This is a genomic window from Pseudomonas sp. CP-1 (assembly GCF_021213715.1).
Lineage (GTDB): Bacteria > Pseudomonadota > Gammaproteobacteria > Pseudomonadales > Pseudomonadaceae > Pseudomonas > Pseudomonas aeruginosa.
On sequence record NZ_JAJQKY010000001.1, the window covers coordinates 566052 to 590541 of the forward strand.

Annotated in this window: 26 protein-coding genes; 18 read left to right on the forward strand and 8 right to left on the reverse strand. The window is 67.1% G+C overall.

Annotated elements, in window-relative coordinates; genetic code table 11:
- The first annotated feature begins 34 nt into the window (after positions 1-34).
- The 4 genes from LT948_RS02710 (at position 35) to LT948_RS02725 (ending at position 4191) form a co-directional block, all read left to right on the forward strand.
- Positions 35-664, forward strand: coding sequence for a glutathione S-transferase family protein (locus LT948_RS02710; RefSeq protein WP_003140525.1), 630 nt, complete (start codon positions 35-37; stop codon positions 662-664).
- Positions 661-1680 (forward strand): LLM class oxidoreductase, encoded by a 1020-nt coding sequence (locus LT948_RS02715; RefSeq protein ID WP_209364654.1) that lies wholly within the window; start codon positions 661-663, stop codon positions 1678-1680. Before LT948_RS02710 ends, LT948_RS02715 begins: the two co-directional genes overlap by 4 nt.
- A gap of 101 nt (positions 1681-1781) precedes the next feature.
- A complete protein-coding gene (locus LT948_RS02720; protein ID WP_003082447.1) occupies positions 1782-2921 on the forward strand; it encodes an acyl-CoA dehydrogenase family protein in 1140 nt (379 codons plus the stop codon).
- A gap of 88 nt (positions 2922-3009) precedes the next feature.
- On the forward strand, positions 3010-4191 hold the full coding sequence (locus tag LT948_RS02725; RefSeq protein ID WP_003082450.1) for a CaiB/BaiF CoA transferase family protein: 1182 nt from the start codon (positions 3010-3012) through the stop codon (positions 4189-4191).
- 1 nt (position 4192) lies between these two features.
- Here the strand turns inward: LT948_RS02725 and LT948_RS02730 are convergent, their stop codons facing one another.
- The 3 genes from LT948_RS02730 to LT948_RS02740 form a co-directional block, all read right to left on the reverse strand.
- Positions 4193-4690, reverse strand: a complete 498-nt coding sequence (locus LT948_RS02730; protein WP_003082453.1) for a SprT family zinc-dependent metalloprotease — start codon at positions 4688-4690, stop codon at positions 4193-4195.
- A gap of 167 nt (positions 4691-4857) precedes the next feature.
- The gene (locus LT948_RS02735) at positions 4858-5457 is read right to left on the reverse strand and encodes a Yip1 family protein (protein WP_003082455.1); all 600 of its coding nucleotides are present in this window, start codon (positions 5455-5457) and stop codon (positions 4858-4860) included.
- Between the two features lie 158 nt (positions 5458-5615).
- Positions 5616-6209 carry a DNA-J related domain-containing protein gene (locus tag LT948_RS02740; RefSeq protein ID WP_023436280.1) on the reverse strand — a complete coding sequence of 198 codons (594 nt, stop codon included), beginning with the start codon at positions 6207-6209 and terminating at the stop codon, positions 5616-5618.
- Positions 6210-6311: 102 nt separating this feature from the next.
- Between LT948_RS02740 and ttcA the strand changes: the two genes are divergently transcribed.
- Positions 6312-7136, forward strand: coding sequence for a tRNA 2-thiocytidine(32) synthetase TtcA (gene ttcA, locus LT948_RS02745; protein ID WP_009315486.1), 825 nt, complete (start codon positions 6312-6314; stop codon positions 7134-7136).
- Between the two features lie 46 nt (positions 7137-7182).
- Entirely contained in the window at positions 7183-7854 is a 672-nt protein-coding gene (locus LT948_RS02750; protein ID WP_009315487.1) for a DNA-3-methyladenine glycosylase I, read from the forward strand.
- A 1-nt stretch (position 7855) separates the two neighbouring features.
- On the opposite strand, the gene LT948_RS02755 is transcribed toward LT948_RS02750, so the two are convergent.
- Complete coding sequence (locus LT948_RS02755) at positions 7856-9274, reverse strand: basic amino acid/polyamine antiporter (protein WP_003082465.1); 1419 nt, start codon at positions 9272-9274, stop codon at positions 7856-7858.
- Between the two features lie 104 nt (positions 9275-9378).
- Entirely contained in the window at positions 9379-10143 is a 765-nt protein-coding gene (gene ddaH / locus LT948_RS02760) for a dimethylargininase (RefSeq protein WP_003086612.1), read from the reverse strand.
- Positions 10144-10353: 210 nt separating this feature from the next.
- Here ddaH and ddaR point away from each other — a divergent pair, with 210 nt between their 5' ends.
- From ddaR to LT948_RS02785, 5 genes are all read left to right on the forward strand, one after another.
- On the forward strand, positions 10354-11754 hold the full coding sequence (gene ddaR, locus LT948_RS02765) for a transcriptional regulator DdaR (protein WP_073657019.1): 1401 nt from the start codon (positions 10354-10356) through the stop codon (positions 11752-11754).
- A gap of 12 nt (positions 11755-11766) precedes the next feature.
- On the forward strand, positions 11767-12537 hold the full coding sequence (locus LT948_RS02770; protein ID WP_023092099.1) for an NAD-dependent deacylase: 771 nt from the start codon (positions 11767-11769) through the stop codon (positions 12535-12537).
- Between the two features lie 65 nt (positions 12538-12602).
- On the forward strand, positions 12603-13220 hold the full coding sequence (locus LT948_RS02775; RefSeq protein ID WP_003082470.1) for a C40 family peptidase: 618 nt from the start codon (positions 12603-12605) through the stop codon (positions 13218-13220).
- A gap of 82 nt (positions 13221-13302) precedes the next feature.
- Positions 13303-13836 carry a C40 family peptidase gene (locus LT948_RS02780; RefSeq protein WP_003086623.1) on the forward strand — a complete coding sequence of 178 codons (534 nt, stop codon included), beginning with the start codon at positions 13303-13305 and terminating at the stop codon, positions 13834-13836.
- 19 nt (positions 13837-13855) lie between these two features.
- The gene (locus LT948_RS02785) at positions 13856-14518 is read left to right on the forward strand and encodes an O-methyltransferase (protein WP_003086626.1); all 663 of its coding nucleotides are present in this window, start codon (positions 13856-13858) and stop codon (positions 14516-14518) included.
- A 7-nt stretch (positions 14519-14525) separates the two neighbouring features.
- On the opposite strand, the gene LT948_RS02790 is transcribed toward LT948_RS02785, so the two are convergent.
- Positions 14526-15440 (reverse strand): LysR family transcriptional regulator, encoded by a 915-nt coding sequence (locus tag LT948_RS02790; protein ID WP_003082475.1) that lies wholly within the window; start codon positions 15438-15440, stop codon positions 14526-14528.
- A 300-nt stretch (positions 15441-15740) separates the two neighbouring features.
- Here LT948_RS02790 and ycaC point away from each other — a divergent pair, with 300 nt between their 5' ends.
- The 7 genes from ycaC to LT948_RS02825 all read left to right on the forward strand — a co-directional run bounded on the left by ycaC (position 15741) and on the right by LT948_RS02825 (position 22611).
- Positions 15741-16358, forward strand: coding sequence for an isochorismate family cysteine hydrolase YcaC (ycaC, locus tag LT948_RS02795; protein ID WP_003082476.1), 618 nt, complete (start codon positions 15741-15743; stop codon positions 16356-16358).
- 142 nt (positions 16359-16500) lie between these two features.
- Complete coding sequence (locus tag LT948_RS02800) at positions 16501-16908, forward strand: OsmC family protein (protein ID WP_003086631.1); 408 nt, start codon at positions 16501-16503, stop codon at positions 16906-16908.
- A 28-nt stretch (positions 16909-16936) separates the two neighbouring features.
- Entirely contained in the window at positions 16937-17494 is a 558-nt protein-coding gene (locus LT948_RS02805) for an NAD(P)H-dependent FMN reductase (protein WP_003082483.1), read from the forward strand.
- Between the two features lie 26 nt (positions 17495-17520).
- Positions 17521-18468, forward strand: a complete 948-nt coding sequence (locus tag LT948_RS02810) for a pirin family protein (RefSeq protein ID WP_003140488.1) — start codon at positions 17521-17523, stop codon at positions 18466-18468.
- Positions 18469-18627: 159 nt separating this feature from the next.
- A complete protein-coding gene (locus LT948_RS02815) occupies positions 18628-19101 on the forward strand; it encodes an SRPBCC family protein (protein WP_003082488.1) in 474 nt (157 codons plus the stop codon).
- Between the two features lie 2 nt (positions 19102-19103).
- Entirely contained in the window at positions 19104-20945 is a 1842-nt protein-coding gene (gene kefB / locus LT948_RS02820) for a glutathione-regulated potassium-efflux system protein KefB (protein WP_003086638.1), read from the forward strand.
- Positions 20946-21111: 166 nt separating this feature from the next.
- Positions 21112-22611, forward strand: coding sequence for a flavin-containing monooxygenase (locus tag LT948_RS02825; protein WP_034036090.1), 1500 nt, complete (start codon positions 21112-21114; stop codon positions 22609-22611).
- A gap of 16 nt (positions 22612-22627) precedes the next feature.
- Here the strand turns inward: LT948_RS02825 and LT948_RS02830 are convergent, their stop codons facing one another.
- Positions 22628-23563: a DedA family protein/thiosulfate sulfurtransferase GlpE gene (locus LT948_RS02830; RefSeq protein WP_003109223.1), complete on the reverse strand. Its 936-nt coding sequence runs from the start codon at positions 23561-23563 to the stop codon at positions 22628-22630.
- 180 nt (positions 23564-23743) lie between these two features.
- Positions 23744-24442 carry a pirin family protein gene (locus LT948_RS02835; protein WP_003140486.1) on the reverse strand — a complete coding sequence of 233 codons (699 nt, stop codon included), beginning with the start codon at positions 24440-24442 and terminating at the stop codon, positions 23744-23746.
- Between the last annotated feature and the right edge of the window lie 48 nt (positions 24443-24490).

A 24490-nucleotide genomic window follows, 5' to 3' on the forward strand; every position in this document is an offset into this window, starting at 1 on the left:
CGCCGGATAGTCCAGCGCTGCAAGGATACTTGCCATGCCTTCCCTCCAGCTCTACAGCGACAGTTCACCCAACGGATTCAAGATCACCATCGCCCTCGAGGAACTGGGGCTGCCCTACGCACTGCACCACGTTCGCATCGACCATGGCGAGCAACGCCGCCCGGAATTCCTGCGCCTGAATCCACATGGCCGGATACCGGTGCTGGTAGACCGGGCCGCCGGCATCACCCTGTTCGAGTCGGCGGCGATCCTGCAGTACCTGGCGGAGACCAGCGGGCGGTTGCTTCCCGACGCCCCCCGGGAACGCTGGGAGGCCCTGACCTGGCTGACTTTCCATGCTTCCAGCATGGGCCCCATCCTCGGCCAGCGCGTGCATTTCGAGATCTTCGCCGAAGAGCGGTACCCGCCGGCCATCGAACGCTATCGGCGGCTCTCCGAGGAGGTTTTCGCCACCCTCGACCAGCGCCTGGCCGGACGGCCCTGGCTGGCCGGTGAGCAATACTCCATCGCCGATATCGCCACCTTCGGCTGGACCCATACGGCGCGGATCGTCGACTTCGACTTCAGCCATTATCGCCACCTGGACGACTGGCACCGGCGCATGGCCCTGCGGCCTGCGGTGCAGCGCGGGATCGTCCTGCCGGAACCGGCGGTGGGTCCATGAGCGCCCTGCTGCAAGGCGCCTCGGCGCCGGCCTTCGTCGGGCACCCTGGCTATCGGCGCATGTTCGCCGCAGACGCGCTGACCCTGGGCCTGTTCCTGCCGTTGCGTTTCTACCAGGGCGACATGCGGGTGCTGCTGGGCCAGGCGCGGCTGGTCGAAGACATCGATCGACTGGGATTCGCCGCCGTCTGGGTACGCGACGTACCGTTGTTCGACCCACGCTTCGGCGATGCCGGACAAGTGTTCGATCCGTTCACCTACCTTGGCTATCTGGCCGCGCGGACCCGCCGTATCGCCCTGGCCACCGGCAGCGCGGTGCTTTCCCTGCGCCAACCGGTCGACCTGGCCAAGGCCGCGGCGAGCGTCGACCGGTTGTCCGGCGGACGCCTGGTGCTGGGCCTCGCCTCCGGCGACCGGCCGGTGGAGTTCCCCGCCTACGGGTTGGAGCATGCGCAGCGCGGCGAGCGGTTCGCCCAGGGCCTGGACTACCTGCGCCAACTGCTGCACGGCTGCCGGCACGTCGCCTCGCCGCTCGGTACGCTGGACGACGCCGAACTGTTGCCGCGTCCGCCGGCCGGCGCCATCCCGCTGGTCGTCACCGGCTCCGCGCGGCAGCCGGCGGACTGGCTGGCACGCCAGGCGGATGGCTGGCTGACCTATCCGGAGTCGACTGTCGATGCGTCCGGACCACGTCGCCTGGCCGGGAAGATCCGCACCTGGAGGATGTCCATCGCGGACGGCGGGTTCCGCCCGCACATGACCAACGAATGGCTGGACCTGGTGGACGACCCGGCGTATCCGCGTACGCCGTTGCACGGCGGCTACGTCCTGCGCACCGGGCGCAACGGCCTGATCGAGCTGCTCGGCGAATGGCGTGCGGCGGGCGTCAACCATGCCGCCCTGGGCATCCAGTTCTCCGCCAGGCCGGCAGCGGAAGTCATCCAGGAACTGGCCGAGGAGGTGCTGCCGCTGTTCCCGTCCCACCCGGGCGTGCAGCCGGCGAGCATGGACTGGTAGCTGACCGATTCGGTCAACCGAGCCTGAGCGCTCGCGTCATTGAGGGCGCCGGCCGGCGCCGCCTACCCTGCGGAACCACTGACCGCAGGGAGTCCCCGTACATGCAACGGCAGATCTTCGAGACCGAACACAACCTGTTCCGCGATGCCTTCCGCGCCTTTCTCGACAAAGAGGTGGTGCCGCACCAGGACGCCTGGGAAGAGGCCGGGGTGGTCGACCGCGCTGTCTGGAGGAAGGCGGGGGAGATGGGCTTCCTGCTGCCCTGGGCGGACGAGGAGTACGGTGGCGCCGGGCTCAAGGACTTCCGCTACGAGCAGATCATGTGCGAGGAGCTGGCGCGGATCAACGAACCGGGCTTCATGATCCCGCTGCACTCGGCGTTGTGCGGGCCGTACATCGCCGAATACGGTAGCGCCGAGCAGAAGGCCCGCCTGTTGCCGGGGATCGTCCGTGGCGAGACCATCCTCGCCGTGGCCATGACCGAGCCGTCCGCCGGCTCCGACCTGGCCGGCATGCGCAGCACCGCGGTGGACAAGGGCGACCACTGGCTGCTCAACGGCTCCAAGGTGTTCATCTCCAACGGCCTGCTGGCCGACCTGGTGATCGTCGCGGCGAAGACCGATCCGGCGAACAAGCACGCCATGGGCCTGTTCCTGGTGGAGCGCGGCATGCAAGGCTTCGAGCGCGGGCGCAACCTGAAGAAGCTCGGCATGAAGAGCCAGGACACCGCCGAGCTGTTCTTCAACAATGTGCGGGTGCCGAAGGAAAACCTGCTGGGCGACGCCAAGGGCGGCTTCTTCTACCTGATGAACATGCTCGCCCAGGAGCGCCTGACCAACGCCTGCGGCGCGGTGGCCGGGGCCGAGGCGGCGTTGCAGGCGACCATCGACTACGTGAAGGAGCGCCAGGCCTTCGGCCGGCCGGTGGCGCACTTCCAGAACACCCGCTTCAAGCTCGCCGAAATGCGTACCCAGATCGACGTGGCGCAGGTCTTCACCGACCGCTGCGTGATGGACCACAACCAGAAGAAGCTGTCCCCCGAGGTCGCCGCCGAAGCCAAGCTGTTCACCACCGAGCTGCTGGGCAAGGTGGTCGACGAAGGCGTGCAACTGCATGGCGGCTGGGGCTACATGTGGGAGTATCCGATCTGCAGGATGTACGCCAACGCCCGCATCCAGCGGATCTTCGCCGGTACCTCGGAGATCATGAAAGAGATCATCAGCCGCGGCATGAAGCTCTGACGCCACGGCCATGTCGCGCCGCGCGGCGGGTGGATAGGCTGCTCGGCAGGCGATCCCGACCAATGCCCGGCGACCCAGAGGAGGGAGCATGAAAGGCCCGTTGTCATCGTTGAAAGTGCTGGATTTCTCGACCCTGCTGCCGGGGCCGTTCGCCTCGCTGCTGCTGGCCGACATGGGGGCCGACGTGCTGCGCGTGGAGTCGCCCGGGCGCATGGACCTGGTGCGGGTGCTGCCGCCGCACGTCGACGGCACCTCGGCCAGTCATGCCTACCTGAACCGCAACAAGCGTTCCATCGGCCTCGACCTGAAGCGGCAGGGCGCACGCGAGGTGGTGCTGGAGCTGGTACGCGAATACGACATCGTCCTCGAACAGTTCCGTCCGGGGGTGATGGACAAGCTCGGCGTCGGCTACGAGGCGCTGAAGGCGGCGAACCCGCGGCTGATCTACGTGGCCATCACCGGCTACGGCCAGACCGGGCCGTACCGCGAGCGCGCCGGGCATGACATCAACTACCTGGCGTTGGCCGGCGTCGCCAGCTACACCGGGCGCCGCGAACGTGGCCCGTTGCCGCTGGGGGTACAACTGGCGGACCTCGCCGGCGGTTCGCTGCATGGCGTGATGGGCCTGCTGGCGGCGGTCATCCACCGGCAGCAGACCGGCGAGGGGCAGTTCGTCGACATCAGCATGACCGACTGCGCCTTCAGCCTGAACGGCATGGCCGGCGCCGGCTATCTCGCGGCCGGGGTCGAGCCGGAGATGGAGGCGCTGGCGCTGAACGGCGGCAGCTTCTACGACTACTACCGCACCCGCGATGGCCGCTGGTTCTCGGTGGGCAGCCTGGAACCGCAGTTCATGCAGCAATTCTGCGCCGCCATCGGCCGCCCGGAACTGGCCGCCCGCGGCCTGTCGCCGAAGCCGGAAGAGCAGCGGGCGCTGAAGCGCGAGATCGAGATGGAGTTCGAGAAACGCGACTTCGCCGAATGGCAGGCGGTGTTCGCCGCCCTGGATGCCTGCGTGGAGCCGCTGCTGCCGCTCTCCGAGGCGCTGGAACACCCGCAGTTGCAGGCGCGCGGGCTGGTCGCCCGGGTGCCGCTGGCGGACGGCGGCAGCCAGGCGCAGATGGCCTGTCCGATCAAGTTTTCCGCCGGTCTGCCGGCGCCTCGCCACATCGGCGCGGCGCTCGGTGCCGACACCGTGGCGGTGCTCGAAGGCCTGGGCTACTCCGCCGAGCGGATCGCCGAGCTGAAGGCGGCCGGGGCCATCGCCTGAATCACTCGCGGAGCACTTCGCCGGTGAACACCAGGGTCGCCTTGCAGCGCCGGCAGTAGTAGCGGCGCCCCTTGGCCACCAGGGTGTGGCGTTGCGGGGAGAACGGGAAGTCGTTGTGCTCCGGGCAATGGCAGCGGTACAGGTAGCGGGTGGTGGCGCGGCGCTTGACCGCGTAGGTGTGGCAGCGGTCCGGCGGCAGGCCGTAGATGCCGCGCATGATCAACTGCCACTCCTCGCCGTGGGGGCGGATGCGCGGGCCGAACAACTGGTGCGCGATCAGGTGCGCGACTTCGTGGGCCACGGTCTGTTCCAGGAAGTGCTCGCGGTTCTCGCGGTACAGCTGGGGATTGAAGCGCAGCAGGTTCTCGTCGAGATGGGCGACCCCGGCTTTCTGGCCGCGCAGGCGGAAGCTGACGGTCGGGCGGGGGAAGCTGCGTTGGAAGAAGTGTTCAGCCTGCCGATAGCAGGCCTCGACGCGGGCGTTGAGGTGTTCGGGCATTCGGGAAGACTCCAGCAGCGGGCGATTATGCCGGAGACAGGAGGGCGGGCGCAGGCGTCGGGACGACCGCTCGTCCGGGGTGCAGGATCAGGCAAGCGCGGCGGCGGGCAAGAAAAAACCGGGCGGCGGTTGCCCGCGGCCCGGTCGTACGATGCGTTCGCTGGACGTCAGCTGGTGTATTCCGGACCGACCCCGCTGCCCCAGAGGATCACCGACAGGGCGATCATCGCCACCAGCACCACCAGGCCCACCGCCAGCACCGAGCTGGAGAACAGGAAGCCTTCGTCCTTGTGGATGTTCATGAAGGTGGGAATCCCCACGTAGAGCAGGTAGACCGTGTAGCTGATCGCCGCCACCCCGACGATCATTCCCAGCCAGAGGTGCGGATACAGCGCCGCCAGCCCGGCGATGAACAGCGGCGTGGCGTTGTAGGCGGCGAACACGATGCACTGGGTCAGGCTCGGGTTGGCGTCGTAGGTCCGCGCCATCCAGTGGATGAACGCGCCCATCACCGCCACCCCGGCGAGCATCGCCAGGTAGGTGAGGACCGTCATCTGCAACGCGCTGGCCTGGGTCAGCTTGACCGGATCGCCGCCGCCGACCACCCAGCCGACCTGGGTCGTGCCGATATAGGCGGAAATCGCCGGAATGGCAGCCAGGATCAGGATGTGGGTCAGGTACATGTGGCTGATGCTTTCTTCTTCGCCACGGATTTCCTGCCATTCCTGATCGGGATGGGTGAAGAGCCCCCATACATGATGGATCATGCCGTTTCCTCCTCGTTCTTATGTGGTCGCCCCCCAGCGAAGCGCCGGGCGCGCATGGACAGCGCCACCCGGTGCTCGGCCGACCTATGCGACCTTATGTCGCAGTATAGGAACGGCCCGACCCCGCGTCGCTCGCGGGGTTAGAGCAAATCGAAGCTTCACGGCCGGCTGTAATAGCGTTGCAGTATTTCCATCGCCTTGTTGATCGATTGCAGGCGCGCGGTGCTGCCGCCGCGGTCGGGATGGTGCTGGCTGACCAGTTGCCGGTAGCGCAGCTTGATGGCGGGATAGTCGACCGCGCCCTCCAGCTCGAACAGGGCAAGGGCGGCGGCCTTCTCCTCGCTGCCCTGCATGCGCGTCCAGAAACTCTGCAACAGCCGCTCGACGTCGGCCTCGCTGGTCTGGCCCAGGTGGCGCAGGTCGAGGTAGTAGTCGCGCAGCGGATCGCCCTGTCCCAGTGCCTGCGTGCCGGCCACGTAAGGGCGCAGGCACAGGTTCAGCGGGCTGATCTCCAGGTGCGCCTCGCGCTCGGCCCAGAGGTGGTCGCGCAGGTGGTAGAGCGCGTTGAACAGGAGGAAATGGGTGCGGAACAGCACCAGCTTGTCGGCCAGTTCGCGATGGGGGATATGCGTCGAATGGCGGGCCTTCAGCAGCTGGATCAACTGGTATTCGGAAAGCCCCTCGGGATGCTCGCGCAGCAGGCAGTGGATCTGCTCGGCGAGGTCGAGGCGGTGGTCGAGGTCGGGAGTCATGGGGCAAGACTAGCATCGGGCGTCGGGAGGGGCTGGGGTCGGCGTCGCTTTGTGCGTAAAATAGCCAGCTTTTCTCCTCGAACACCCGGATTCCAGAGCACCATGGGCACCCTTTCGGTCAATCAGAACAAACTGCAGAAGCGCCTGCGCCGCCTGGCCGGCGAGGCCATCACCGACTTCAACATGATCGAGGATGGCGACAAGGTCATGGTCTGCCTGTCCGGCGGCAAGGACAGCTACACCATGCTCGACATCCTGCTCTACCTGCAGAAGGTCGCGCCGATCCGCTTCGAGATCGTCGCGGTGAACATGGACCAGAAGCAGCCCGGTTTTCCCGAGCACGTCCTGCCGGAGTACCTGAAGTCGATCGGCGTGGAGTACCACATCGTCGAGAAGGACACCTACTCGGTGGTCAAGGAGAAGATCCCGGAAGGCAAGACCACCTGCTCGCTGTGCTCGCGCCTGCGCCGCGGCACGCTGTACACCTTCGCCGACGAGATCGGCGCGACCAAGATGGCTCTCGGTCACCATCGCGACGACATCCTCGAGACCTTCTTCCTCAACATGTTCTACGGCGGCACCCTGAAGGCCATGCCGCCGAAGCTGCTGGCCGACGACGGGCGCAACGTGGTGATCCGGCCGCTGGCCTATTGCAGCGAGAAGGACATCGAGGCCTATTCCCAGCTCAAGGAGTTCCCGATCATCCCCTGCAACCTCTGCGGTTCGCAGGAGAACCTGCAGCGCCAGGTGGTCAAGGAAATGCTGCTGGAATGGGAACGCAAATCGCCGGGGCGTACCGAGATCATGTTCCGCGCCCTGCAGAACGTGGTGCCGTCGCAACTGGCCGACCGCAACCTGTTCGACTTCGCCAACCTGCGCATCGACGAGAACGCCGCGCCGCGCTTCCTCGACGTGATGAACCTCTGAGCCGCGCCGCCGGTCAGTTCTTCCCTACGGTCTGCAAGGATTCCCGATGCGCGACTACGCCTGGATGTACGAATACTGCCTGAACCGCTTCGGCTCCAGGGAGGCGCTGGAAGCGCGCCTGCCGCAGCCGAAGAGCGCCGCCGAGCTGCGCACGGTGGGTGACGACCGCTACCTGTCGCTGATCAGCCTGCGGATCTTCCGCGCCGGCCTCAAGCACAGCCTGGTGGACGCCAAGTGGCCGGCCTTCGAGGAAGTGTTCTTCGGCTTCGATCCGCAGAAGGTCGTGCTCATGAGCGCCGAGCATCTCGAGCGGCTGATGCAGGACGCCCGCCTGATCCGCCACCTGGGCAAGCTCAAGAGCGTGCCGCGCAATGCGCAGATGGTGCTCGACCTGGCCCGCGAGCATGGCAGCTTCGGCAACTTCCTCGCGGATTGGCCGGAAACCGACATCGTCGGCCTGTGGAAGCTGCTGAGCAAGCGCGGCAACCAGCTCGGCGGCTTGTCGGCGCCGCGTTTCCTGCGGATGGCCGGCAAGGACACCTTCATTCCCAGCGACGACATGGTCGCCGCGCTGAAGGCCCAGGAGATCATCGACAAACCGCCCACCAGCCTCAAGGACCTGGCGGCCGTCCAGGGAGCCTTCAACCAGTGGCGCGAGGAGAGCGGTCGGCCGCTGTGCCAGCTGTCGGTGATGCTGGCGCATACGGTCAATCACTGAGCTAGAGGCTCAGCCGACCGCTGCCGATCATCCACAGCGCCGCCAGCGCGAGGACCAGCACCAGCGCCGCGACGCTGCCTTCGGCGCGATTGCCGAACGCCGGCAGGCCGCGCTGGCGACGGGCATGCAGGAAGAAGCCGAGGCCCGGCGCGTAGAGGATCATCGACAGCAGCAGGTATTTCAGCCCGGCGGCGTAGATCAGCCAAACCCCGTAGAGCGTCCCCAACAGCGCCAGCGCCAGCATCGCGCCCGAGTGCGGGCGGCGCGCCACCAGCTTCAGGCAGAAGCCGGCGCAGAGCAGGTAGGGGATCAGCGCCATCGAGGTGGCCAACTGGATCAGCGCGTTGTAGCCCGAGGCGTTGAGGAAGGCCACCAGCAGCAGCGCAGAGATCAGCGTGCTGGTCAGCCACAGTGCCGGCGCTGGGGTTTCCACCGCATTGGTGCGGCCGAACAGTGCCGGCGCGGTGTGCGTTGGGCCACGGCTGGCCAGGTAGAGCATTTCCACCGCGAGCATGGTCCAGGCCAGCAGCGCGCCGCCGACCGAAACGATCAGCCCGACGTTGATCAGCGTGGCGCCCCAGGGGCCCACCGCCGCGGCCATCACCTGGGCCATCGAGGGGTTCTTCATCTGCGCCAGTTCGTGCTGCGGCACCACGCCCAGCGACAGCACCGAGACGCAGACCAGCAACAGCAGGGTGACCACGAAGCCGAGCAGGGTTGCACGGCTGACATCGGCCGCGTGCCGCGCGTGGCTGGCATAGACCGTGGCGCTCTCGATGCCGAGGAATACCCAGACGGTGTAGAGCATGGTGGTTTCCACCTGGCGGGTGACGCTGCCCAGTGCCGGGCTGCCCCAGAAGTCCAGGTGAAAGGTCTCGATGCGGAAGGCCAGGGCTACGCAGAGGATGAACAGGGCGATCGGCACCACCTTGGCGAGGGTTACGATAGCGTTGGTGATCGCCGCGTTGTGCACGCCGTGGAGGACGAAGGCATGCATCAGCCAGAGCACCGTCAATTCGCCGAGCAGCGCCGGCCAGGTGGTTCCGTCGCCGAAGAAGGCCAGCGCGCCGAATGAGCCGAGGGCGCTGAACAGCACCACCAGGTAGCCGGCGTTGCCGACCCAGGCGGAAATCCAGTAGCCCCAGGCGGCATTGAACCCCAGGTATTCGCCGAAGCCTTCGCGGGCGTAGCCGTAGACGCCGTCGTCCAGTTCGGGGCGGGTGGTCGACAGCCACTGGAATATCCGCGTCAGGGTCAGCATGCCGACGAAGGTGATCGCCCAGGCGATCAGGATCGCGCCTGCGCCTGCGCCTTCGGCCATGTTCTGCGGCAGGCTGAAGATGCCGCTGCCGATGATGCCGCCCACCACCAGCGCGGTCAGCGCCGGCAGCCCCAGTTTTCCCTTGTCCGAATCGGCCATGTGGCACCTCCGAAACTGCATCCGGTATGTCGCGCCAGGCGCAGGCGGAGCCTGCGCCGGGGTGCGACGGCGGGAGGCGGCGGGTCGGTCCGCCGCGGCATGATTCAGAAGCGCAGCGACATGCAACTGACGCCGCCGTCGATCTTGCGGTATTCGGAGGTGTCCACCTCGATCACCCGGTAGCCGAGGCGGGCGATCTTCTCGCGGGTCCGGGGATAGCCGGCGGGCATGATCACCCTTTCGTTGACCCAGATGCAGTTGGCGGCGTAGGACTCCTCTTCGGGGATCTCGATGATGTTGAAGTCCTGGAACTCCGGCTTGCTGACGAACTCGCCGGCGGCCAGCAGGTTGTTGTGTTCCAGGTAGGCGAGCCCGGTCTTCAGGTGCAGGACCTTTTCCAGGCGCACCACCGAGCCGCTGAGGCCATGTTTCTCCAGGATCGCGATCATCTGCCGGGCGCCCTCGGCGTTGGTGCGGGCCGATTCGCCGATGTAGAAGTGGTCGCCGACCATCATGATGTCGCCGGCTTCCACCGTGCCGGGTGCCTCGATGCGCTCGACCTTGCCCGGATAGAAGCGCTGCACGGTTTCCTCGATGATCTCGGTCTCGCCGCGCCGCGATTCGGCGCCGGGGCGGGTGATGATGGCGCAGCGCGAGGTGCAGAGCACCGGGTCCTCGACGAACACCGAGTCGGGGAAGCGTTCGTCCGGCGGCAGCAGGGTGATGTCCACGTCGCAGGTCTGCAAGGCGCGGATGTAGGCGTTGTGCTGCTCCAGGGCCTTGGCGTAGTCCGGCTTGCCGAGGTGGCTGGAGGTCAGGCCGTCGACCAGGCTGCGGGCGGGCGTGCGAGCGATGATGTGCTTGAACATGACGATTTTCCTCGTGTGGGGACGACGAGGTCGTTGCAAGCCACGCGCCAGCCAACGCCCGGGAATTGCCTTGGAAATCCTTGATAAATCGGAGGATTTTCCTGGTTTTCCGAGGACTTGGTTGATCCACGCCAAGGATGCTCGGTCGCGCTGCGTCGAAGATGGGACAACTGACGAGATTTCGACATCCGGGAAACCGAGGGGGAGAGCATGGCGCTTGTCGAGGAGCCGACGATTTCCACGCGAAGCGGTGAACTGGCCTGGTTGGTGGACTGCCTGGCGCCGATTTTCGACGGCCTGCGGCAACCGGTCACGGTGGTCGACCCCTCCGGTCGCTTCGTCTACTACAACCGTGCCAGCGGCCTGCTCGATGGTCTCGACCCGCAGCGGGCGCTGGGCATGCACCTGTTGCAGAGCGCTCCCTGGCTGGCGGCCGAGCAAAGCACGCTGTTGCGTTGCCTGGCCGAAGGGCGGCCGTCGATCGATACGCTGCAGGCCTACGTGGGGGCCGGCGGCGAGCTGTTGCAGTATCGCCACCGGGCGATCCCGCTGCGCGGGCGCGACGGTTCCCTGCTCGGCGCGATGGAGCTCGGCGAAGTCGTCGCCGAGACCGAAGAGGCCGCAGGCCCGGCGGATTGCCCGAACATCCTGAGCGTGGCGCCGAGCCTGCTGCGGCAGTTGCAGCGCCTGGACGTCTTCGCGACCACCGACCTGCCGCTGCTGATCCATGGCGAGACCGGCACCGGCAAGGAACTGTTCGCCCGTCGCGCCCATGCCCTGAGCCCGCGACGCAGCGGTCCGATGATCAGCCTGAACTGCGCGGCGATTCCCGAGACGCTGCTGGAAAGTACCCTGTTCGGCACCACCCGCGGCGCTTTCACCGGCGCCGAGAACCGCAAGGGCATGTTCGCCCTGGCGCAGGGCGGCAGCTTGTTCCTCGACGAGATCAATTCCATGCCGATGGCCATGCAGAGCAAGCTGCTGCGGGTCCTGCAGGACGGCAGCTACCTGCCTCTGGGCAGCCTGAGCCCGCAGCGGGCCGACGTACGCCTGATCGCGGCGAGCAACCAGCCGCCGCGCCAGGCGATCGCCGAGGGACGCCTGCGCGAGGACCTGTACTACCGCCTGGACGTGGGCAGCCTGTACATCCCGCCGCTGCGCGAGCGCCCCGGCGATGTGGAACTGCTGGCACGGGCGTTCGTCCGTCGCGATGCGCGCAGCCTCAACCCACGTGTCACCGCCCTTGGCGAACGGGCGCTGGCGCAGTTGCTGGCCTGCGACTGGCCGGGCAACGTCCGGCAACTGGAAAACGTGATCCGACGCAGCCTGTTGCTGCACGGGGAGGGCGGCGCACTGCTGGATGAGGTGGCGTTCGCCGACGACGGCGCCGAGGCCGTGGGCGGCGAGGCCGCGCGCTCGATGAACAGCGCGGCGGTCGGAGGCCTGCGCGAGGCGCTGGCGCAACAGGAGCGCAACCTGATAGAAGACGCCTTGCGCCAGGCGCGCGGCAATCTCTCCCGGGCCGCCGCCCGGTTGCGGATTCCGCGCACGACCCTGCTCGGGCGCATGCGCCGGCTCGGCTTGCCGGCTTCCCTCGATCCGCCAGCCTGACAGGAGCCAACCATGGACAGCCACAGCCCGATCGCCACCGTCGCCCAGGCCCTGCGGCGCGCCGAACGCATCCTGGTCATCACCGGCGCCGGCCTCTCCGCGGACTCCGGTATGCCCACCTATCGCGGCCTCGGCGGTCTCTACAACGGTCGCACGGAAGAGGGCCTGCCGATCGAGGCGGCACTTTCCGGACCGATGCTGCGGCGCGATCCGGCGCTGTGCTGGAAGTACCTCGCGGAACTCGGCAAGGCTTGCGTGGCGGCCCGACCCAACGCCGGCCACGAAGCCATCGCCGAGTTGCAGAAGCGCAAGCCGGAATGCTGGGTGCTGACCCAGAACATCGACGGCTTCCATCGCCAGGCCGGCTCGCCGGCCGAGCGGCTGATCGAGATCCATGGCGAACTGGCGCCGCTCTACTGCCAGTCCTGCGGTGCCGAGAGCGGCGGCCTGGAGGAGCATCTGCACGGCCAGTTGCCGCCGCGCTGCGCCGCTTGCGGTGGGGTGCTGCGGCCGCCGGTGGTGCTGTTCGAGGAAATGTTGCCGGAAGAGGCGATCGATACCCTGTACCGCGAATTGCGCAAAGGCTTCGATGCGGTGCTGGTGGTGGGAACCACCGCGAGCTTCCCCTATATCGTCGAACCGGTGCTGCGCACGCGGCAGGCGGGAGGCTTCACCGCGGAGGTGAATCCTGGCGTGACCGACCTCAGCGAGCGGGTCGATGTGAAAATGACAGGACGAGCCTTAGACATCATGCCGCAGGTGGTAAGTCACATTTATCGATAAAAAACTTGCATAGGATTGATCGAGAAGGCAAATTAGCCCGCTAGTAAAACTAATGAGACACGGTCGTGCCCATGCTTAAACGCTTAGCACCCCTCGTGCCCATGAGTTTCGTTCTGCTGCTGGCCGCTTGCGCCAGCCATTCGCCGGAGCCGCAGGTCGCCAAAGAGCCGACCGCAGCCAAGAGCAGCATCGACGTCGAACGCGACGCGATCGCTTGGCAGGATGTTGAGGACGAAGGGGCGGACAATTCATCGGCTGGTACGCCTGCGCTGGCGTCCAGCATCCTCGAGCGCGCTTTCGAACTGATCGGTACGCCGTACCGTTTCGGCGGTACGACGGCGAAAGGCTTCGATTGCAGCGGCTTCGTCGGCTACCTGTTCCGCGAGGAGGCCGGCATCAAGCTGCCGCGCTCCACCCGCGAACTCATCGATATGGACGTGCCGCTGGTCTCCAAGGACGAGCTGCAGCCGGGCGACCTGCTGTTCTTCAACAACCGTGGCCGTGGCCGCGTCAGCCACGCCGGCATCTACATCGGCGATGGCCAGTTCATCCATTCCGCCAGCCGTCGCGGCGGCGGGGTGCGGGTGGACAGCCTGGACTCCAGCTACTGGAGCCTGAGCTACATGGAAGCCAAGCGGGTGCTCGAACCCGGCTACAAGGACGCCCTGACGAGCAAGCGCTAAACTTAAAGTTTTACTTTAAGTATTGCGTTTAACTCCTTGTCGTAGCAAAGTGGAAGCATTCCTCACCAGGAAGGCTTCCACTATGCATGCACTGGCCCGATTCTCGATCCTCGCCTTTGCTGCGCTGCTTACCGCCTGCGCCAGCAAAGCGCCGCCCCCCGCGCCCGCCAAACAGGTCGTATTCCGTCCGGCGACGAATTTCTCGCCCGCCGCCGACGATGTGCTGTTCCGTGCCCTCGGCCTGGTCGGCACGCCCTACCGCTGGGGCGGCAACACGCCCGATTCGGGCTTCGATTGCAGCGGCCTGATCAACTTCGTCTACCGCGACATGACCGGCATCAAGCTGCCGCGCTCGACCCGCGAGATGATTTCCATGCGCGCGCCCAGCGTGCCGGTGCAGGCCCTGCAGACCGGCGACCTGGTGTTCTTCGCCACCTCCGGTGGACGCACCGTGAGCCATGCCGGCATCTACGTCGGCGAGGGTCGCTTCGTGCATGCGCCGCGCACCGGCGGCACGGTGCGCCTGGACAGCCTGCAGAACAGCTACTGGCAACGCGCGTACCTGGACGCCAAGCGCGTGCTGGTCGCGCCGTCGCCCTTGGCGCGGATGCCCTGAGGCGGGGAGGTCAGGGCCGATGACCACCCGCACCCTCAACCTCGACGACAACCTCTACCGCTACCTGCTGGACGTTTCGCTGCGGGAAACCCCGCTGATGACCCGCCTGCGCGAGGAAACCGCGAAGCTGCCCAACGCGCGCTGGCAGATCGCCCCCGAGCAGGGCCAGTTCATCGCCTTGCTGCTGACCCTGATCGGTGCGCGGCGGGCGCTGGAGGTCGGCACCTTCACCGGCTACAGCGCCCTGTGCATGGCTACCGCCCTTGGCGAGCAGGGGCGTCTTACCTGTTGCGACCTGCCCGGCGACTACCATCTCACCGCGCGCCGCTACTGGCGCGAAGCCGCTGTCGAGGAGCGCATCGAGCTGCGCCTCGGGCCCGCCCTGGAAACCCTGCGTGCGTTGCTCGACGAAGGCCTGGCCGGGCAATTCGACCTGGCCTTCATCGACGCCGACAAGGCCAACTACCCCGAATACCTGGAAGCCGCGCTGGCGCTGGTGCGCCAGGGTGGGCTGGTGCTTTTCGACAACGTGCTGTGGAGCGGCCGGGTGCTCGAAGCGCAGCCGAAGAGTGCGGATACCCGCGGCATCCAGCAGCTCAACCTGGCGCTGAAGAACGACGCGCGGGTGGACTACTCGCTGCTGCCGATCGGCGACGGGCTGAGCGTCTGCCGCAAGCGCTGAGCGAGGCTCAGCGCACGCCCCACGGCGGGCTGCCCAGGGCCTGCTGGAGAAACTGGACGAACAGCTTCACCTTCGGCGAGAGGGTCGCCGCTCGCGAATACATGGCGTAGATCAGGTCGTCCAGCGGCCGCTCCTGGGGCAGGGCCTCGACCAGACGGCCGGCGGCCAGGTCTTCGGCGGCGATGAACAGCGGCAGCATCGCCAGGCCCAGGCCACGCACCGCGGCGTCGCGCATGGTCTGGCCGTTGTTGGTGTTGAAGCGTCCGCGCGGGGTGATCATCCGCGCCGGCTCGCCGGCCACCCGCGGCTCGAAGCTCCATAGCTGCGACGGGGTGTTGTGGCTGTAGCCGATGCAGGGATGGCAGAGGATGTCTTCGATACGTTGCAGCGGGCCGTGCCGTTCCAGGTATTCCGGGCTGCAACACACTACCCGGCGGCTGGTGCCCAGTTGGCGGGCGATCAGCGAGCTGTCCTGCAGGCGGGTGATGCGGATCGCCAGGTCGTAGCCTTCCTTCTCGAAGTCGACGATCCGGTCGTCCAGTTGCAGGACTACTTCCAGGCGCGGGTTGCGCGCCATGAATTCCATCACCAGCGGCCCCAGCCAGAGCGTGCCGAAGCTCATCGGCGCCATCACCCGCAATTCCCCGCACAGGTCGTTCTCGCGCAGGGCCACGCTTTCCGCGGCGTTGTTCAGGTCCTGCAGCGAGGCCTTGGCCGACTTGTAGAAGAAGCCGCCGGCCTCGGTCGGCTCGACGTTGCGCGTCGAGCGGTAGAGCAGGCGCACGCCGAGGTGGCGCTCCAGGTCGCTGACGCGTTTGCTGATCACGGACTTGGACAGGCTCATGCGTTCGGCGGCGGCGCTGATGCTGCCCAGCTCGACCACGTTGAGGAAGGCCTGTATGTCTTCAAGGCGCAGGCTCATGACGAATCTCGAAACAATCGGGAGGCAGACTGTCGCATGCGGGAGAACTCCTGGTAAGGGGACGCGCGCGTCGAACGTGCAGGAACGGCAATGGCAGGGCAAGCGTAGCGCGCCCGGGGAATGGCATTGTTCTGGTATCGAGAACACCGTTTTCGCATTTTGCCGGGCGGTAAATCGCTGTCGCTGTCACTACTCTTGATGGGCGGCGTGCGCTCCCGAGACCGCCCATGCATGCCTCCCAGGAGGCGCTTCGTTTCACACCGCGCGGCGACGGACGCCGCCCGAGACCGGAGAAACACCATGTCCTTCACCTACAAGCGACTCGACAAGAACGATGCGGCGGTGCTGTTCGTCGACCACCAGGCAGGCCTGCTCTCCCTGGTCCGCGATTTCAGCCCGGACGAGTTCAAGAACAACGTCCTGGCATTGGCCGACATCGCCAGGTTCTTCAACCTGCCGACCATCCTCACCACCAGCTTCGAGGACGGCCCCAACGGCCCGCTGGTGCCGGAACTCAAGGAAATGTTCCCGCAGGCCCCGTACATCGCCCGCCCCGGCAACATCAACGCCTGGGACAACGAGGACTTCGTCAAGGCGGTCAAGGCCACCGGCAAGAAGCAACTGATCATCGCCGGCGTGGTGACCGATGTCTGCGTAGCCTTCCCGACCCTCTCGGCGCTGGAGGAGGGGTTTGACGTATTCGTCGTCACCGACGCCTCCGGCACCTTCAACCCGGTGGTGCGCGACGCCGCCTGGGCGCGCATGACCGCCGCCGGCGCGCAACTGATGAACTGGTTCAGCGTCGGCTGCGAACTGCACCGCGACTGGCGCAACGACATCGAAGGCTTCGGTGCCATCCTCGGCGGCCACCTGCCGGCGTACGCCAACCTGATCCAGAGCTTCGGCACGAAGAAGTAAGCCGGCTTCGCCGCTGTCCCGGACACAAGGCACTCCGACCATCGGGTGCCTTGTGTCGTTTTCCGTCCAGGTGTTTTCATCGGAACGCCGCTTCGCCGGAACCCGAGGTTCCGGCACGCCCCCCATGCACAGGAGAAACCCCATGGCTACCCAGGTCGTCAACGCTTCCCTCGGCGCCACCCCTTACCGCGTGACCCTCGGCGACGACAGCCACCAGTGGCTGAGCGACGTGCCGGCCGCCCTCGGCGGCGGCGACAGCGGTCCCTCGCCGCACGAGATCCTGCTCTCGGCGCTGGGCGCCTGCACGGCGATCACCGTGGCGATGTACGCGCAGCGCAAGGAGTGGCCGCTGGAAGGCATCGACGTGCAACTGGACATCGTCGAGGAACGCACCAAGCCGGAGCCTTTCACCCATATCCGCCGCGACATCCGCCTGGCCGGCGATCTCGACGCCGAGCAACGCCAGCGTCTGCTGGAGATCGCCAATGCCTGCCCGATCCATCGTGTACTCTCCGGAGAGGTCAGCGTCAGCAGCCAACTGCGCGACTGAACCCCGCACACACATCGAGGAGCACGGCATGAGCGACGACATCAAGGTATTGGGCATTTCCGGCAGCCTGCGCAGCGGCTCCTACAACAGCGCGGCGCTGCAGGAGGCGATCGGTCTGGTTCCGCCGGGCATGAGCATCGAGCTGGCGGACATCTCCGGCATCCCGCTGTACAACGAGGACGTCTACGCCCTCGGCTTCCCGCCCGCGGTGGAACGCTTCCGCGAGCAGATCCGCGCGGCGGACGCGCTGCTGTTCGCCACCCCGGAATACAACTATTCGATGGCCGGGGTGCTGAAGAATGCCATCGACTGGGCCTCGCGGCCGCCGGAGCAGCCGTTCTCCGGCAAGCCGGCGGCGATCCTCGGCGCCAGCGCCGGGCGTTTCGGCACCGCGCGGGCGCAGTATCACCTGCGCCAGACGCTGGTGTTCCTCGACGTTCATCCGCTGAACAAGCCGGAAGTGATGATCTCCAGCGCGCAGAACGCCTTCGACGCCCAGGGCCGGTTGCTCGACGACAAGGCGCGCGAGCTGATCCAGCAGCAGTTGCAGGCCCTGCAGCTATGGGTGCGCCGCCTGCGCGGTTGAATGCCTCGTCACCGGAGAGCCTGAACATGAGCAATACCGAAGAGCGCTGCGACCTGTCCTCCTCGCGGGACTGTCCGGAGCGCCGCGAACACCTGCTGCAACGAGTCACCGCGCGTGCCGCGGAAATCGGCGGCGGGATCACCGTCAGTCGGCTGATGCCGTCGCGCCAGCGGCGGATGATCGGTGCCTGGTGCTTCCTCGACCATGCCGGTCCCGCCGAATTCGAACCCGGCGGCGGCCTGGCCGTGGGCCCGCACCCGCACATCGGCCTGCAGACCTTCACCTGGATGATCCAGGGCGAGGCGTTGCACCGCGACAGCCTGGGCAACGTCCAGGTGATCCGTCCGGGCCAGGTCAACCTGATGACCGCCGGCCATGGCATCGCCCACACCGAGGAGTCGCTGCCCGACGAGCGCCACGCCCACGCCGCGCAGTTGTGGATCGCGCTGCCCTACGAGCAGCGCGACATCGCCCCGGCCTTCGACCATCATCCCGACCTGCCGCGCTGGCAGGAGCAGGGGGTGACCTTCACCCTGCTGGCCGGCGCTCTGGACGGTCGGCAGGCGCCGTGCCGGCTCTACTCGCCGCTGCTCGGTGCCGACCTGGCCTGCGACGATGCCTCGACCCTGCAACTGACGCTCGACCCGCACTTCGAGTACGGCCTGCTGCCGCTGGAAGGCGGGTTGGAAGTGGGCGGCGAGCATTTCGCGGTGAACGAACTGGCCTACCTGGGCGACGGCCGCGACGGCCTGCAACTGCAACTCGACCCTGGCGCGCGGGTGCTATTGCTGGGTGGCGCACCGTTCGGCGCGGAGATCTTCATGTGGTGGAACTTCGTCGGCCACAGCAAGGGTGAGATCGCCCGGGCGCAGAAGGCCTGGGAGGAGGGGGATGCTCGCTTCGGCCGGCTCGACGCCCTGGAAGGGCCGCGCTTGAGCGCTCCGCCGATTCCCTGGAAGATCGACGCCGAGTGAGGTCGATGTGCCGCCGGGTGCCCCGGCGGCGTCCTCGAATGCCTGTCGGCGATCGTTGCGGACCTGCGGTCTGGCGATTCGCTGGCAGTGGGAAAACTTTCTGCACCCATCGCCGGTCAGAACTCGCCTATCGCATGCACCGAACAGGAAGTGAGCCACATGCAATTCGAACATCTGGTCCAGGTCAACGACCGGACACTTGTCGACCTGCCGGTCCTCGACCGGCTGCAACTCTGGGAAGGCCTGGTCTGCCGTGCGCGCGAGCCACAGTATTTCGTCGTCGGCCTGGAGCGTTTCGAGATCCTCGTCGATGACGGCGACCGCCTGCACCGGCGCCTGTACCTGCCGGGTCTGGTGGTCGAGGACGAAGTCGTGCTGAAGGCGCCGGACAGTGCCCACTACAGTATCAAGCCGAGCGCCGAGGTGGCCGGCGGCAGCCTCGACATGACCATTGAGGAGCCGGAACCCGGCTCGCTGTTCGTGCGTTTCGCCTACTGCACCCGCTACCTGCAGCCGCTGGGCGACGAACTGCCCTACGACGCCTTCGTCAAGCAGGCCTATATCGCCATGGATGTGGAGACCATCGCCACCATCCGCGACCGGTTCGGCGCCAGCGCCGCCAGCGGGAGTTGAGCGTGGAACACGGAAGCAGTTTTCTCCAGTCCGGCGTGGTCTTCCTGATCGCGGCGGTGTTCATGGTGCCGCTGGCCAAGCGCCTGCAACTGGGCGCGGTGCTCGGCTACCTGCTGGCCGGCGTGCTGATCGGTCCCAGCGTGCTGGGCCTGGTGGACAACCCGGAAAGCGTCGCGCAGATCTCCGAGATGGGCGTGGTGCTGCTGCTGTTCATCATCGGCCTGGAGCTGTCGCCGCGGCGCCTGTGGGTGATGCGCAAGTCGGTGTTCGGCGTCGGCCTGCTGCAGGTGCTGCTGACCGGCGTGGTGATCGGCACCGTGGCCCTGGTCGGCTTCGACCAGCCGGTGAACAGCGCGGTGGTGCTCGGCCTGGGCCTGGCGCTGTCGTCCACCGCCTTCGGCCTGCAGATCCTCGCCGAGCGCAAGGAACTGACCCAGCCCCATGGCCGCCTGGCCTTCGCCATCCTGCTGTTCCAGGACATCGCGGCGATCCCGCTGATCGCCATGATCCCGCTGCTCAGCGGTGCGCACAGCGACGCCGGCGGCAGCGAACTGACCCAGACCCTCAAGGTAGTCGGCAGCATCGCCGCGGTGGTGGTCGGTGGCCGCTACCTGCTGCGCCCGGTGTTCCGCATCGTCGCCCAGACCAAGCTGCAGGACATGTCCACCGCCACCGCGCTGCTGGTGGTGATGGGCACCGCGCTGCTGATGGAGCTGGCCGGTGTGTCCATGGCCCTCGGTGCCTTCCTCGCCGGCCTGCTGCTGGCCGACTCGGAGTACCGCCACGAACTGGAGGCGCAGATCGAGCCGTTCAAGGGCCTGTTGCTCGGCCTGTTCTTCATCAGCGTGGGGATGAGCGCGGACATCAGCCTGCTGCTCAAGTCGCCGTGGATGGTGCTCGGCCTGACCGTGCTGCTGATCGCCCTGAAGGCGCCGGTGCTGTACTTCGTCGGGCGTATTTCCGGCGGCCTCGACAAGGCCTCGGCGCTGCGCCTGGGCGTGGTCCTGGCGGCCGGCGGCGAGTTCGCCTTCGTCGTGTTCAAGATGGCCCGCGACCAGGGCCTGTTCCAGAACGACCTGCACAACCTGCTGGTGCTTTCCATCACCCTGTCGATGGCCCTGACCCCGTTGCTGGTACTCGGCCTCGCGCGCCTGCTGGCGAAGGAGCCGGAGGCGACGAAGCCGCCGCCGGAAATGGAACGCATCGACAACGACGACACCCCGCGCGTGGTGATCGCCGGGGTCGGCCGCATGGGCCAGATCGTCGCTCGCGTGCTGCGCGCCCAGCGCGTGCCGTTCATCGCCCTGGACACCTCGGTGGAGACCATCGAGCTGACCCGTACCCTCGGCGCGATCCCGATCTTCTACGGCGACCCGATGCGCCCGGAGATCCTTCGCGCGGCCCAGGTAGAGAAGGCCGAGTTCTTCGTCATCGCCACCGATGACCCGGAGACCAACATCGAGACGGCCAAGCGCGTGCGCAAGCTGTATCCGCACCTGAAGATCATCGCCCGCGCGCGTAACCGCCAGCACGTCCACCTGTTGCTCGACGCCGGGGTCGAGCCGGTGCGCGAGACCTTCTTCTCCAGCCTGGAGATGAGCCGCATGGTGCTCTGCGGCCTGGGTCTGAGCGAGGAACAGGCGGACGCGCGGATCCGTCGTTTCCGTCGGCACGACGAAGAGGTCCTGGCCTCCCAGCACCTGTTCTACAACGACCGCGACGCGCTGATCAAAAGCGCTCGCGAGGCGCGGGTCGAGCTGGAGACGCTGTTCCAGACCGACCAGTTGGAAGACCGTGGCGCGGTAGCGGCGGAGACCCCGGAGAAACCTTCCCGCGCGTCCTAGCGCCCGACCCATGCCGGTACGCCGGCATGGGTGATTCCCACGCCTGGGTCCATACTTTGCGGATATCGCAGTACGAAGGTTGGGATACCCGCGCGGCATCCCCTCTGTAGGGTGGAGGGCATCAGCCCAGCAGACGGCTGGACGCTTCCGCCGATCGAGGAACCTTATGCCTGTCGAACACCTGGACGTACTCATCGTCGGCGCCGGATTGTCCGGCGTCGGCGCCGCCTACCACCTGATGAAGCATTGCCCCGGCAAGAGCTTCGCCCTGCTCGAAGGGCGCGCGGCGATGGGCGGTACCTGGGACCTGTTCCGCTACCCCGGCATCCGTTCCGACTCGGACATGTTCACCCTCGGCTACAACTTCAAGCCATGGAGCGATCCCAAGGCCATCGCCGACGGTCCGTCGATCCGCCGCTACATCGAGGAGACCGCACGGGAGAACGGCATCGACCGGAAGATCCGCTACCGCCACCGGGTGCTCAGGGCCGACTGGGATTCCGCCAATGCGCGCTGGAACCTCGACGTGCAGCGCGGCGACGAGCCCGAGCCGCTGCGCATGACCGCGCAGTTCCTGCTGATGTGCACCGGCTACTACCGCTACGAGGCCGGCTATACCCCGGAATTCGTCGGTCGCGAGGACTTCGCCGGGCAGGTCGTCCATCCGCAGCTGTGGCCCGAGGACCTCGACTACAGCGGCAAGAAGGTGGTGGTGATCGGTAGCGGCGCGACCGCCGTGACCCTGGTGCCGTCGCTGACCGACAAGGCCGCCCACGTCACCATGCTGCAGCGCTCGCCATCCTACGTGATCACCCTGCCGCAGAAGGACGCGATCTCCAATTTCCTTCGCCGCTTCCTTCCGGAAACCTGGGTCTACCGCCAGGCGCGGGCGCGCAACGTGGCCATGCAGATGGTCTTCTTCATGCTCGCCAGGACCTTCCCCGGCCTGGTCCGCAAGGTCCTGCTCAAGCTGGCCAGCCTGCAACTGGGCAAGCGCTTCGACATGCGTCACTTCAGCCCGCGCTACAAGCCGTGGGACGAGCGGGTCTGCGCGGTGCCGGACGGCGACCTGTTCAAGGTGCTGCGCAAGGGCAAGGCGTCGGTGGTCACCGAGCACATCGACCGCTTCGTCGAGCGGGGCATTCGCCTGAAGACCGGCGAGGTGCTGGAGGCGGACATCATCGTCACCGCCACCGGCCTCGACCTGGTGATGTTCGGCGGCGCCGAGCTGGCGGTCGACGGCAAGCCGTTCCAGGTCAACCAGAGCATGGGCTATCGCGGCATCATGCTGCGCGACCTGCCAAACCTGGCGGCGGTGGTCGGCTATACCAACGCCAGCTGGACGCTCAAGGCGGACCTCTCCAGCGAATACTTCTGCCGCCTGATCAATCACATGAACGCCACCGGCATGCGCCAGGTGACCGCCCGCGACAGCACCGGCGACGTGCGCGAGGAGCCCTTCCTCAACCTCGACTCCGGCTACATCCAGCGCGCCGCCGAGCGCATGCCCAAGCAGGGCGACCGGATGCCCTGGAAGCTTTACCAGAACTACGTCCTCGACCTGGCGCTGCTGCGCTACGGTAAGGTCGAGGACGGCTACCTGGTGTTCTCCTCGCCGGCGCCGCAGCGGCAAGCCGGCGGCGCGGCGGTGCAGGCCCTGGGCTGAACCCGGCGGGCACCGCTCAGGCGTTCGCCGCGACCTGCCCGTAGGCCTTGCGCCAGGCGTCCAGGCCGCCGGCCAGCGCCCAGGTGCGGGTGAAGCCGGAGGCGTTGAGGCGCTGGGCGAGCATCGCGGCGGAAAGTTCATGGGGACAGGCGCAATAGATGACGATGCTGGCGTCCCTGAGGTCGCCGGGCAGGTCCTTCAGCGACACGTTCAGCTCCACCGGGATGGCTCCCGGAATGCCGCTCGGCTCGTCCTCGTGGTGGGCGCGAACATCGAGGATCACCGGCAATTGCCCCTGTTCGCGAAGGCTTTCCAGTTCCTCCACGCTGATTCGCGGAATCCGCCGGCTGCGCGACAGCAGGCGCTGGCGCTGCCAGAGCTTCCAGGCGATGAAGGCGGCGAAGGCGCCGGCGATCAGCAGCGCGCCGATGGCCGCGTAGTCGCTGAGCAGGGCCAGCAGGTGGTCCACCGCATCGCTGAAGATCACCCCCAGCAGCAGCGCGGAACCGGCCCAGAGTGCCGAGCCGGCGGCGTCGTAGGCGAGGAAGCGGCGCAGGTGGGTGCGGGTCATGCCGGCCAGGGTGGTGGACAACGCACTGGCGCCGGGCAGGAACTTCGACATCAGCAGCGCCCTCGGACCGACCCGCAGGTACATGTTCTGGCTCTGGCGGATGCAACTGTCCTGGGACAGCGAGACCTTGCAGATGCTGCGCAGGAGGAAGCCGCCATAGCGGCGCCCGGCCAGGTACCAGGCGACGTCCGCCAGCAGGCAGGCGAGCACCACCACCAGCAGGACCATGCCCAGCGGTGCGCCGACGCCCTGCATGGCCAGCGCGCCGGCGACGATCAGCGCCGGGTAGGCGGGGATCGGCAGCCCGGCCTGTTCGCAGAGCACGTTGAGGAACAGCAGGAGCAGCCCGTGGTTCTCCAGCAGGGGTTGCAGTTCACGCATGGCGGAGCCTCTCGAATTCTTCTGCGGGTAGTGTGAGCGCGAAGCGTGAAGCTGGGAAGAACCAAGTCGGCAGGGCCGGAGGCGTTGCGGCGGATAACGCCGCTGCGTCGAGAGAGGCGGCCCTGGGCTGGGGCGAAACGAAAGCAGCCCCTCGCCCGTGGGGGGCGAGGGGCTGTCGGGTCAGGCCACTTCCACCAGCAGCACTTCGCTGTCTTCCAGGGCCGTGACCTTCAGGGTCGGTTCGTCGCGTACCGCCAGGCCATCGCGGGCCTCGGCGCGCACGCCGTTGACCTCGATGCTGCCGGTGGCCGGCACCAGGTAGGCGCGGCGACCGTTTTCCAGGGCGTACTCGGCGCTCTGGCCGGCCTTCAGGGTCACCGCGGCGACCTCGGCGTCGGCGCGGATGTGCAGCGCTTCGCTGTCCTGCTCGTCGCCGCTGGCGAGAGTGACGAAACGACCGTCGCGCTCGGCCTTCGGGAACGGTTTGGAGCCCCAGCGCGGCTGGTCGCCGCGGCGGTCCGGGATGATCCAGATCTGGAAGATCCGGGTGGTCTCGGCTTCCAGGTTGTACTCCGAATGGACGATGCCGGTACCGGCGCTCATCACCTGCACGTCGCCGGCCTCGGTGCGGCCCTTGTTGCCCAGGCTGTCCTGGTGGGTGATCGCGCCTTCGCGGACATAGGTAATGATCTCCATGTCGCGGTGCGGGTGCGGCGGGAAGCCGCTGCCGGCGGCGATCTCGTCATCGTTCCAGACCCGCAGGCGGCCCCAGTCCTCGCGCTCCGGGTCATAGTAGTCGGCGAAGGCAAAATGATGACGCGCGTTCAGCCAGCCGTGGTTGGCATGGCCCAGACGGTCGAAGGGACGACGTTCGATCATGATCGGATCTCCATTGGGCCCGTCGCCGCTCGTTTGCGCGAGGGTGCG